The organism is Halomonas sp. LBP4 (assembly GCF_003202205.1).
Lineage (GTDB): Bacteria > Pseudomonadota > Gammaproteobacteria > Pseudomonadales > Halomonadaceae > Halomonas > Halomonas flagellata.
The window spans coordinates 19,214-30,642 of sequence record NZ_PDOG01000011.1; the positions used below are offsets into that span (position 1 = coordinate 19,214).

At 67.1% G+C, this 11,429-nt stretch carries 11 protein-coding genes and 1 pseudogene; 2 read left to right on the forward strand and 10 right to left on the reverse strand.

Going from position 1 to position 11,429, the window contains the following annotated elements; translation table 11 throughout:
- Positions 1 to 17 precede the first annotated feature (17 nt).
- The 5 genes from CR157_RS21130 to gcvA form a co-directional block, all read right to left on the reverse strand.
- Positions 18 to 1,424 (reverse strand): esterase/lipase family protein, encoded by a 1,407-nt coding sequence (locus CR157_RS21130; protein ID WP_110285500.1) that lies wholly within the window; start codon positions 1,422 to 1,424, stop codon positions 18 to 20.
- Between the two features lie 185 nt (positions 1,425 to 1,609).
- Entirely contained in the window at positions 1,610 to 2,434 is an 825-nt protein-coding gene (locus CR157_RS21135; RefSeq protein ID WP_110285501.1) for a hypothetical protein, read from the reverse strand.
- A 137-nt stretch (positions 2,435 to 2,571) separates the two neighbouring features.
- Complete coding sequence (locus CR157_RS21140) at positions 2,572 to 3,531, reverse strand: arsenic resistance protein (RefSeq protein WP_110285502.1); 960 nt, start codon at positions 3,529 to 3,531, stop codon at positions 2,572 to 2,574.
- A gap of 120 nt (positions 3,532 to 3,651) precedes the next feature.
- Complete coding sequence (locus CR157_RS21145; RefSeq protein ID WP_110285503.1) at positions 3,652 to 4,488, reverse strand: MOSC domain-containing protein; 837 nt, start codon at positions 4,486 to 4,488, stop codon at positions 3,652 to 3,654.
- Between the two features lie 18 nt (positions 4,489 to 4,506).
- Positions 4,507 to 5,403, reverse strand: a complete 897-nt coding sequence (gcvA, locus tag CR157_RS21150) for a transcriptional regulator GcvA (protein WP_110285558.1) — start codon at positions 5,401 to 5,403, stop codon at positions 4,507 to 4,509.
- 124 nt (positions 5,404 to 5,527) lie between these two features.
- On the opposite strand from gcvA, the gene amaB reads away from it, so the two are divergent.
- Complete coding sequence (gene amaB, locus CR157_RS21155; protein ID WP_110285504.1) at positions 5,528 to 7,021, forward strand: L-piperidine-6-carboxylate dehydrogenase; 1,494 nt, start codon at positions 5,528 to 5,530, stop codon at positions 7,019 to 7,021.
- Positions 7,022 to 7,177: 156 nt separating this feature from the next.
- Entirely contained in the window at positions 7,178 to 8,458 is a 1,281-nt protein-coding gene (amaA, locus tag CR157_RS21160) for an L-pipecolate oxidase (protein ID WP_110285505.1), read from the forward strand.
- Between the two features lie 302 nt (positions 8,459 to 8,760).
- Here amaA and CR157_RS21165 read toward each other — a convergent pair whose 3' ends face one another.
- From CR157_RS21165 to CR157_RS21185, 5 genes and pseudogenes are all read right to left on the reverse strand, one after another.
- Positions 8,761 to 9,135, reverse strand: coding sequence for an aminotransferase class III-fold pyridoxal phosphate-dependent enzyme (locus CR157_RS21165; RefSeq protein WP_110285506.1), 375 nt, complete (start codon positions 9,133 to 9,135; stop codon positions 8,761 to 8,763).
- A 28-nt stretch (positions 9,136 to 9,163) separates the two neighbouring features.
- A pseudogene (locus CR157_RS21170) lies at positions 9,164 to 9,373 on the reverse strand (tautomerase family protein); the annotation flags it as partial.
- Between the two features lie 111 nt (positions 9,374 to 9,484).
- Entirely contained in the window at positions 9,485 to 10,126 is a 642-nt protein-coding gene (locus CR157_RS21175) for a LysE family translocator (protein WP_110285507.1), read from the reverse strand.
- 422 nt (positions 10,127 to 10,548) lie between these two features.
- A complete protein-coding gene (locus tag CR157_RS21180) occupies positions 10,549 to 10,989 on the reverse strand; it encodes a YtoQ family protein (RefSeq protein ID WP_110285508.1) in 441 nt (146 codons plus the stop codon).
- Between the two features lie 132 nt (positions 10,990 to 11,121).
- The coding region (locus CR157_RS21185) for a TrkA C-terminal domain-containing protein (protein WP_306766796.1) at positions 11,122 to 11,429 on the reverse strand (308 nt) is incomplete at its 5' end.

Sequence of the window (11,429 nt, forward strand, 5' to 3'; positions counted from 1 at the left end):
GGCCCCGCCGGAACGGCTCAGCGCTGGTCACGCAGCCGGAAGACGTTCGAGCCCTGGACACGGTGCATGAGGATATCCACCAGCAGGGTGCGATGCGGCTGGAAGAAGTCCGCCAGCAGGGCCACATCGAGGTGAAGGTCATCAATGTCCTCATCGGCGAAGGTGCGAAAGCCGACGGGGGTCTGTGCCTCTGCTCGTGTATCCAGCATGGGCTCGGCGGTGATCGACATGCCCAGATCGGTGCCGGCCCGGGTCACCTCCTCGTGCAGCCTGGCCGTGTCGATGTAGAAGCTGCGATAGGCGTTGTCGTCCCGATAAGCATGCACTTTCTGAATGGCCTTCCCGTGGATGGCCCTTGCCAGGGCACCACCATCCCGACGGTCGTCGCGAGGATCGTAGAACTCGATCATGTAGTCGGTGACCGGCACCCCGAACTGGTCGGCGACCAGCACCAGGGTGTTCTGGAAGCCGGCCTTGCCCCGACGCCCCCCCGGGGCACGGGTCAGGTCCAGATTGGCCCGTTCGCAGTCATCGCAGAAGGCCTCGAAATCCGCGTCCTCGACAGTCAGCGCCCGGGCGATGAGCGAAAGCGCCTCCTGCTGGCCCTGGCCAAGCCGGCTGGCAGCGGCGTCGAGCTTGATGGTGGAGTGGTTGAGCCCGTCGAGGATACGAAAGGCCGTCCGTCCCACGGAAAGTCGCCATCCTGCCATCCGCGGCACCGTGACCCGCCGCCCGTCACGTTCCTGCTCGTCGAAGGCGATGTGCCCCATGGCGCAGTTCAGGTTGGCGGTCGAGATCCGCACCGTGCCGTCACCCCCCTCCTCGTTGGCCACCGAGCGGATGCCGCCATAGCCCGTGTTACCCACCAGGACGGTACAAAGCGTTCGGCCGGGCGCGTACATGCCGATGCCGTCATCGGTGAAGCGGTCGCGCAGGGCCAGCCCCCAGGTGAAGGGGCTGGCCAGTTCCAGCCCTTTCAGGAGCCGGGCTCCGGTCTCGAACACCGATTGGCCATCCTGGCGATTGAAGAAGCCGTTGGCGACGCGCCCCAGCATGGAGCGGCCGATGTGCGCCAAGGGCGACCCGAAGTTGGCCGGGGCGAGCATCACCAGGTGCTTGACCGGGGAGGCATCGGGCGGGAAGTGACGCGACAACCAGTCGCGAATCACCAGGCCCCCAGTGGAATGCACGATGACATCCACGCTGGCCACTTCACGGGGCAACCGGTGCTCCGTCCAGGCCCGTTCCAGGGCGGCCTGGAGGTCGTCGAAGCGCAGGGCGTCATCCTTGGAGAGGTAGTCGCCGATGGCGACCCGGTAGATCTGGATGTCGGCCAGTTGTCGCCTCAAGTGGCGAGCCAGGTTGTCGAGGGAATCGCCGGTGTCGTTCCAGCCATGCAGCATGATCAGTGGGCGCTCGGCCATGTGCTTGCCTCCCTGTCGGTGGCCACCCCTGCCCATGCCGGGCGGGCGCCTCGTCTTGTCCGGGCCGGCGCCTACGCGCCAGTTTCCATGAAAGATTAGTCGAGATCGCGCCACTCCCGGAGGGCCCGACGAGGCGTCACATGCAGGTGACGCGAAGCGCTAGCCGGGCCGGATGTCGTCAACATCTACCCCCTCCGGGGATCGCCCGGTAGATAGGCACCGGTCACGATGCGGTAGGCCTCGGAGGTGTTGTCACCGGGGATGCCGTCGACGCGCAGGAAGATGCCGGGGAAGGTGTTCAGCCAGCACTGCAGGTTCTCGGCTCGCTTGGCATCGGCCGCGCGGCGGGTGCTGTGGCGCGATACCAGCGGCTCGGGCTCGGCGGGCTCCGCATCCGTGGCGGCATAGAGGGTGACGCGGGGCTGGTCGGTGAAGTCCACCAGCCCCTTCTCGGCCATGCGCCGCAGCACCACCGCCGCGCCGCACTGCCTGGAGACCGCGGTATCGGACCAGCGGCCGTCGGCCACGTACTTGCCCCGCTCGTAGTGCTCGGAGAAGCTCCAGAGATAGGGCGACAGCACTTCCGGGTGGTGGCGCCGATAGCCCCAGCCGTTGTACTTCTCGAGCTGGAAGAGCGTGCCCGCCAGGCTCCAGTCCGTGCGCTCGCCCAGCCGCTTGAGCGCCATGGCGTCGGCGGCGCTCTCCTCCCAGGTGAAGGGCGGTGAGCCCTGCGTGGGGCGCCCGGCGGGCACCTGGACGGTGCGTGCGGTGAGCGGGTCGCCGTTGTGCAGGTGGCAGTTGAAATTACCGCCGGACTCCATGTTGTGGACCAGGGCGACGAAGCACCAGGGCACGCCCCGGCGCGCCGCCACGGCCTCGTAGCGCGAACGATGCTGGATGAGCTTGTCGATGGTGCGCTCGACCTGCGCCATGCGCTCGGGGCGAATGCGACAGCTCTCGAATAGCCGCTCATACTCGCGGCGCAGCCCCGCGTTCAATGTGATCGCCATGGGACCTCCCGGAGCGGGCTCCCAGTCCGACACACCGCAAGCCCGGAGCCCTGGGGCTTAATGGATCAGCGCTTCGTGGATCAGCGCTTCATGGATCAGCATAGTCCAGCCGGCTGGCACGAAGGGCGCGAGCCGGGTCAGGGCGACGCCGGAAACAGCCGCTTCGGCACCAGCCACAGGAAGAGCAGCATGCCGAACAGCTCCACCAGCGACTGGAAGACCACCACGACCACCGCCGCCTCGAGGCCGGCCGGCAGCGCCAGCGCCAGCGGCAGGACCACGAAGGAGTTGCGCGAGCCGAAGCTGAAGGCCAGCACCCGGCCCTGGGCGACCGTCAGCCGGAAGGCCCGCGCCATGATACGCGCCAGCAGTGCCGCGATGACCAGGAAGGCCACGAACACCGGCAGCACCCAGCCGATCAGCCCCGGGGAACCGACCACCTGATCGACCTGCCCCGCCGCCACCGCGAACAGCACCAGCGCCAGCAGCGGGATCGGCAGCCAGCCCAGCCCCTCGATCAGCCGCCGGCGCCCCGCCGCCCGCTCGGCCCAGCGCTCGGAGAGGAAGGCTGCCGCCAGCGGCAACAGGATCAGCCCGCCGAAGGCCAGCAGCAGCTCCCGCTGGATCAGGCCGGCCAGCCCCGCCTGGCCCAGGAACAGCCAGAGGTAGAGCGGCAGCAGGGCGAGCTGCAGCAGCAGGCTCAGCGGCGTGAAGGCGATGGCGGTGGGGGTGTCGCCCCCGCCGAGGTGGGTGAAGGAGAGAAACCAGTCGGTACAGGGCACCAGCAGCACCAGCAGCACCCCGAGCCGCAGCGCCGGGTCGGCCGGCAGCCACTGCACCAGGCCCCAGACGATCAGCGGGATCACCAGGAAGTTGCCGAGCACCGCCGCGGCGAGAAAGCGAGCATTCACCAACCGACGATGCAGCCCCACCAGGGGCACCTGGGTGAAGGTCACATAGAGCAGCAGGCCCAGCAGCGGCCAGAGCAGGGCGTCGAGCACGCCGACCCTGCCCGGTGAGTGAGTGCCCACCGCCAGGCCGGCGAGGACCGCCGCCAGGTAGAGGAAGACCTGGTACTTCTCGAGCCGGTCACGCATCGACGGCGCGTTTCAGCATGATGCTCATGGCGTACCTCCCCCGCCACACCACGAATTTCTCGACGATGGCGGCATGTTCGCCGAAAAAGGCGCCGAGGCCAGTCCACCGCCGGATCGACCTCAACCAGCCGATGTTTCCGCTTCCAGCGTATCCCCCACCCGGATCGTCCGGCCCTCGCCGGCCAGCAGGGTGGCGTTGTGACCGAAATAGGCCCCCGGCGCCAGGCTCATGCCGGCCAACGTCTGTAAGGGCTCCTTCGGCTCGAGCGCTTCCCCGGTGCGCTGATCGAGGGTGATGATCTTGCAGCGCTGGCAGGGCTTGCGCATGCCCAGTCGATAGCCATCGCCGGCCAGGGAGTCCCAACCGTGCTCGGCGAAGGGGACACTGCCCTCGACGACGATATTGGGCCGGAAACGGGCCATGGGTACTACGCCCGCGCCCTTGGCCTCGAGCACCTCGTTGAGGACTGCCAGCGACGACTCGGCCGTCACCAGGAACGGAAAGCCATCGGCGTAGGCGGTATGTGCCTGTTCGCCCTGCTGGTAGCGCGGGTCCACGCGGCGCTGCTGATCCGGCGCGAAGCGCACCAGCCGCAGGCTGCTGCCCTTCCAGTCACCCAGCACCCGGCCCAGCCAGTCGGCGGCCTCGGCGCCCTCGTCGAGGCCCTGGCACTGGTCCTCCCAGACATGGGTGGTGACCCGCGGCTGGTCGTCCCGCGCCAGCGCGATCCGCAGCGGCGGGACCTCGGGGTGTTCCAGCACCAGGGCGTCGGCGTCGAGACTCACCGCCACCTGGGCCATGCGCGGCAGCTGGCGCTGGGTGACGAAGCGGCCGACATCGTCGACGACCATCCAGTGACGATCGAGGGCGAGCCCGCGTGGGCCCAGCGTCGCCTGCTCGAGCGCGATGCCGCGCAGCGACTTGACCGGATAGATGTTGAGCTGGGTGATGCGCATCCTCGACTCCCTGGACCGTCACTGAACCCGTTGAATTTTATCATGGATCCAATCCACGAATGAGCGGACCTTGCCCACTTCCGCCATGTGCTCCGGGTAGGCCATGTAATAGGCGTCCCGGCTTTTCAAGCGGAAGCCCCAGGGAATGACCAGCTTGCCCTCCTCGAGCTCCTCCTGGGCAAGAAAGTGGGGAAGCAAGGCGACGCCACAGCCCGCCTGGGCGGCTCGCAAGGCCATATAGAAGGAATCGAACCGCGGGCCATGATAGCTGTGTTCGGTATACTGCTGCTGGGCCTCGAACCAGTCATGCCAGGCCTCCGGGCGAGTCGCGCTCTGCAGCAGCACCAGTCGGGTCAAGTCCAGCGGCTCATCGATGGCCACCTCATCCAGGATGGCGGGAGCGCAGACCGGCACCATCTCCTCATCCAGTATCTTGATGCATTCCGTTCTCGGCCAGGCCCCATGGCCAAAGAAGAACACCACCTCGACCCGCTCCTCCTCCATATCGAAGGGCTCGGATCGATTGACGATGTTCAGGTTGATATCGGGATGGCGATAGCGAAAGCCATTGAGACGCGGAATCAGCCAGCGTGCCCCGAAGGTCGGCAAGGTAGCCACGTTCAGGACATCGGACTTGCCACCATATGACTGCATGTAGCGCGTCGACATCTCCACATGGGCGAGGATCTTGCGCGCCTCGTTGAGATACACCGCCCCTTCCGGCGTCAGGTGCAGGCGCCGCCGTACGCGCCTGAAGAGGGGATGCTGGAGCATCGACTCCAGTTGGGCGACCTGCTTGCTCACCGCGCTCTGGGTCAGGCTCAGCTCGTCGGCGGCCCGCGTGAAGCTCAGGTGCCTGGCGGCCGCGTCGAAACACTGCAGGCCGGCAAGGGAAGGGAGGTGCGGTCGACTCATGATGGCCACCCAGGGGTCATGAACATATGGAATGATGTTTGGATTAAACATCGTTTGCTGGCGCTTCACCACCCTAGTGATACTGCATTCACATGATCCACTGACGACCACGATAGGAGAAAGAATGATCGACGCTATCATGCAGCGCCTCGGCGTTGCCGCCGAGCAGTATCAGCAGGGCGACCTGGTGGTCACCACCCCCATTGACGGCAGTGTCATCGGCCGCCTCACGCCCGCCACCCCCGACCAGGTCGACGCCGCCATCGACGCCGCCCAGCAGGCCTTCCTGGCCTGGCGCGAGGTCCCCGCCCCGCGCCGCGGCGAGCTGGTCCGGCTATTCGGCGACCAGCTGCGTCGCCACAAGGAGGATCTCGGTGCGCTGGTCACCTGGGAGTGCGGCAAGATCCTCCAGGAGGGCCTCGGCGAAGTTCAGGAGATGATCGACATCTGCGACCTGGCCGTGGGCCAGTCGCGTCAGCTCTTCGGCTTGACCATCGCCTCCGAGCGCCCCGGCCACCACATGCGCGAGTCCTGGCACCCGCTGGGCCCGGTCGGCCTGATCACTGCCTTCAACTTCCCGGTCGCCCCCTGGGCCTGGAACGCCGCCCTGGCGCTGGTCTGCGGCGACAGCCTGCTGTGGAAGCCTTCCGAGAAGACGCCGCTCACCGCCCTGGCCTGCCAGGCACTGCTGGAACGCGCCATGGCCGAGTTCGGCGATGACGCTCCCGAGCATCTCAGTCAGGTGATCATCGGCGAACGCGAGCCTGGCGAACGGCTGGTCAACGACCCCCGCGTGCCCCTGATCAGCGCCACCGGCAGCACCCGCATGGGCCGCGAAGTCGGTCCCCGTGTCGCCGCGCGCTTCGGGCGCAGCATCCTCGAGCTGGGTGGCAACAACGCCATGATCCTGACCCCCAGTGCCGACCTCGACATGGCCGTGCGTGCCATCCTGTTCTCGGCGGTGGGCACCGCCGGCCAGCGCTGCACCACCCTGCGCCGGCTGGTGGTTCATGAGTCCATCCGTGGGGAGGTCGTCGAGCGCCTGAAACAGGCCTACGCCGGCATCTCCATCGGCAACCCCCTGGAGGGCAGCCTGGTCGGCCCGCTGATCGACCGCCAGGCCTTCGATGCCATGCAGGCGGTGCTGACCCAGGCCCGCGAGCAGGGCGCCAAGGTGTTCGGCGGTGAGCGCCAGCTGGGCGAGGAACACCCCGAGGGGTATTACGTGGCGCCGGCCATCGTCGAAGTCGAGGCGCAGGACGAGCTGGTCAGGAACGAGACCTTCGCGCCGATCCTCTACGTGATCGGCTATGGCGACCTCGACGAGGCCATCGCCCTGAACAACGACGTGCCCCAGGGGCTGTCGTCGTGCATCTTCACCACCGACGTCCGCGAGGCCGAGACCTTCGTCTCCGCCGTCGGCAGCGACTGCGGCATCGCCAACGTCAACATCGGCCCCAGTGGCGCCGAGATCGGTGGCGCCTTCGGTGGCGAGAAGGAGACCGGTGGCGGACGCGAGTCGGGCTCCGATGTGTGGAAGACCTACATGCGTCGCCAGACCAACACCGTCAACTACTCCAGGGAGCTGCCCCTGGCCCAGGGCATCAAGTTCGACTGATACCACCGGGGCGAACGGGTCGCTGCCACTGGCGGCGGCCTATTGGCGGACACACACCCTCTCGGGGAAATAACAATGTCAAAGCCTCTGGCAAGAGAGCAGTGACGTAGCCGCTCGACGAGGCCTTCGGCAACCGGTCCAGGCACGGGAGTCATCATGGAGGAGCGTTGTCTTTGGCATGACACGTCGCCGGAACCCCCCTTGAAGCTGGCCCCGCTGCTGGGCGACCACACCGCCGAGGTGGCGGTCATCGGTGGCGGCATCACCGGGCTCAGTACCGCGCTGCATCTCGCCGAGATGGGCGTCGGCGTGACCCTGATCGAGGCAGGCGACATACCCACCGGCGCCTCGGGACGCAACGTCGGCCTGGTCAACGCGGGACTGTGGATTCCGCCGGATGACATCCTCGAGGCCCTGGGCGAGGAGATCGGCGAGCGTGCCAACGCGGTGCTCGGCGGCGCGCCCGCGGAAGTCTTTTCGCTGATCGAGCGCCACGGCATCGATTGCCAGGCGACCCGCACCGGTTCCCTGCACCTGGCCCGCAATGGCAAGGGCGAGCAGGAACTCGTGCGCCGCGCCGAGCAGTGGCTGCGACGCGGCGCCCCCGTGGAGCTGCTCGAGGACGACGCCTGCCGACAACGCGTGGGCACCCGGCGCATCCGCCGCGCCCTGCTCGACCACCGCGCCGGTACCCTGAACCCCACCGCCTACACTCGGGGCCTGGCGCGCGCCGCCAACGAGGCCGGTGCCCGCCTGCATACCCACAGCGCCGCCACCGCCGTCGCCAGAGAGGGGGATGCCTGGCGGGTGACGACCGGCAACGGCAGCGTCAAGGCCCAGCGCCTGGTGCTCGCCACGAACGCCTACACCGAGGATCGCTGGAACGCCATCCGCCAGCACTTCTTTCCCGGCCACTTCTTCCAGGTCGCCTCCCGGCCGCTACCCGCGGATCTCGCCGGAGACATCCTGCCCGAGGGTCAGGGCGCCTGGGATACCCGCCTGGTGCTGAGCAGCATGCGACGCGATGCCGACGGGCGCCTGATACTCGGCAGCCTGGGCCGTGGCGATGGCAGGCCGATGTCCTATCTCCGCTGCTGGGCCAACCGCATCCAGCGTCATTACTTCCCCCAGCTGGGCAGGGTCGAGTGGGAATGCACCTGGACGGGACGGGTTGCCTTCACACCCGACCATACGCTGCGTCTCTTCGAGGTCGCGCCCGGCGTATTGGGGGTATCGGGCTACAACGGACGCGGCGTCACCACCGGCACGGTGGTGGGCAAGGGCTTTGCCAGATACTTGGCGACCGGCGATGACGCCTCGCTGCCCTTGCCGATACGCTCCCCCCGGCCGATACGGGCCAAGTCCCTCCGCAGCTCGAGCTACGAGAGTGGCTTCACGCTCTACCACACGGGCCAGTGCCTTCGCGTACTGAGTTGAGGCACTCGTGATTGAGGCCTATCGCCGATACGTCGGACCGCTACTAAAGCAGGCTCGTATCACAGCAGCCCCCGTGGGAGCTGGCTTTAGCCGGCGATTGGCGCCGCAGGCGCCCGGTGTGTGGGCCTCGCCATCGCTCCATCAGCCGGCCAGGGCCGCCAACACCCGCTCCCGGGAGGCGGTCTCGCGCTCGGCGTAGAGCATTCCATGGTAGTGGGCTTGGGTTGAACGTGCCGCAGCGCCCCCATCGGAGCCTGCAGCGGGTGATACCATGACGGCGCCGAGAGGCGCCGGCCGGGCGCTCATGGCTGCAGCGTCTCCAGCGCCTGCTCGATCCTGGCCAGCCCCGCATCGAGCACCTCCGGCTCGGTCGTCAAGGGCGCCAGCAAGCGCAGCACATTGCGCCGCCGACCACTGGGCATCAGCAGGACGCCCGCCTTCCGTGCCGCCATCAGCAGCGTCGCCAGATGCTCGGCACCGCTGGCCGACTCGGTATCCTCGAAGACGATGCCGCGCATGGCGCCAATACCGGTCATCGCCCCCAGCATCGGGAAGCGGCCACTCGCCTGCCAGCGCTGGTAGGCCGCCACGATGGCGACCTCCTGTCGCGAGCCCCACCGGCCGAGCTGGGTCTCGGTCATCACCGCCATGACGGCACGCGCGGCCGCACAGGCCACGGCATTACCGGAATAGGTGCCGCCGAGGCCGCCCCTCCATCATATTGAGTTCAATGACGGTGTAGGCTGGAGTACGACCGCCTGGGTAATAGAAATCCTCTGCATCCATCGGGATGAAACGGTGCGCTCTTTTATCCTCCGGCATACCGAGAACGGATTGCATACACCCATGAATCACATCAGACAGCTGCGCCTTGATGGGGTTGAGGTGTTCCCTGATTCCGTAGATGAGTATCACGATGCCTCCTGCAATAGGTGTAACGAGCAATTTCCATGAAACCAGTACGCTGCCTGGCCCATCAGGTGTCGCACCGACCGGCGGCCATCGGCATGGTGTCGGATATGAGGCCTAATGCCCGGAGGCCACCAGCGAGCCCCCGGCCACCATGAAGAGACCGCCGGTGGCCCGATTGAACGCCTTGACCCGACTGGGGCGATTGAACCAGCGGCCCAGGCCCGAGCCCATGGCGGCATAGATCGACATCAGGGTCGTATCGATCACCAACCAGGTTAGCGCCAGGATGGCGAACTGCACCAGTTGGGGCTCCCCGACGGCGATGAAATTGGGAAACAGCGCCGCGAAGAACAGCAGATCCTTGGGGTTGCTGACACCCACCATGAAACCATGGCGAAACAGCCTGCCAATGGATGCTTTCGGCGCCTGCGGATCCGGCACCGCACCGTCCAGCTCGGGGGAAGGCGGCTGCGGCCTGGCCCGCCAGGCCTGTATGCCGAGAAAGATCAGGTAGCCGCCACCCACCACCTTCAGGAGAGAGAAGGCCGTCTCCGAGGCCGCCAGGATGGCGCCCAACCCCAGCGCCGAGACCAGCATCAAGACCAGCGAGGCCAGAGCGCCACCCAGCACCGTGGCGGTTGCCCGGTGACGGCCGAACCTGAGGCCATGGCTCGTGCATAGCAGCGCCACCGGGCCGGGAAAGACGATCAAGGCGGTGATCACGCCGACATAGGTAATCCAGGTCAACCCATCCACTGTGAACTCCCTTTCCCCGACACGCCTCGTCCTGAGGCGAGATTTCCGGGTTTTCCCGACGTTGGCGGCATGTTCGCCGAATAAAGGCGCCGAGGCCCGCCCCTATGGGGTCAGACCCCAGCCGAGTTGCCAGGCTTGTCATCGTGCCGTATCGAGCGGATTCGACACCGCCGGGGTCTGACCCCCTAGGGCCTCCCAGCGCTGGCAGTCCACCGCTAAAACACCCTCAACATACTGATTTTTCATCTTGCCAGGCAACTGGTTTCACTTGGCTATTTCCGGGCAGCCCTCAGGCTCTGCCCCACTCGGCCATGGGACGAGCATAAAGAAACCCGGCGGCTGACGCGACCGCACCGCCGAGCAGAATCAGGTCGCGAGCCGGTCGCCGATCACGGGAACGCGCCAGGCGGCGACCGAAACGATCAGGCCCGGGTGACGTAGCGCAGGATCTCGACCACCTGGTCGGTGGTGGTGGCCCAGGCCATGGCCGCGGCGTCGACCTCCTTGAGCGGATGGATGATCTCCTCGCCGTGCAGGGTGACGTAGGGCTTGCCCAGGGCCGCGCAGTAGCCGGCGTCGAAGGCCGCGTTCCACTGCTTGTACTTGTCGCCGAAGCGCACCACCACCAGGTCGCTCTGCTCGATCAGCGTCTTGGTGCGGATGGCGTTGACCTTGGACGACTTGTGGTCGCGCCAGAACGGCTGGCTCTCCTCGCCCAGGTGGTCGCCGGCGGCGTCGCTGGCGTCGTGGTCGGTCACCGCCGAGGTGAAGACGATGTCCAGGCCGGCGGCCTCGGCGCCGCGCCGGATCTCGTCACGCCAGTCGGTGTGGATCTCGCCGGAGAGATAGACGTAAAAGCTCATGCGGGGGCTCCAGATGATGAATGGGAGGCGACATGATAGCCCATCGCCCCGTGTTTACGGAAATTGCTTCCATGTTCATGGCTACACCACCGGCACTGCCCGGCACCGCACGGGATCTCGCCGCGGCGGCTATCAGAAGAAGGTCAGGCCGACCTGGAACAGCCGCTCCACGTCGCGCAGGCGGCGCTTGTCGATCACGAACAGGATCACGTGGTCGCCGGACTCCACCACCACGTCGTCGTGGGCGATCAGCACCTCCTTGCCACGCACGATGGCGCCGATGGTGGTGCCCCGCGGCAGGTCGATGGCGCCGATGGCGCGGCCCACCACCTTCGACGACTGGGTGTCGCCGTGGGCGATGGCCTCGATCGCCTCGGCGGCGCCGCGCCGCAGCGAGTGGACGTTGACGATGTCGCCGCGCCGCACATGGGTCAGCAGGC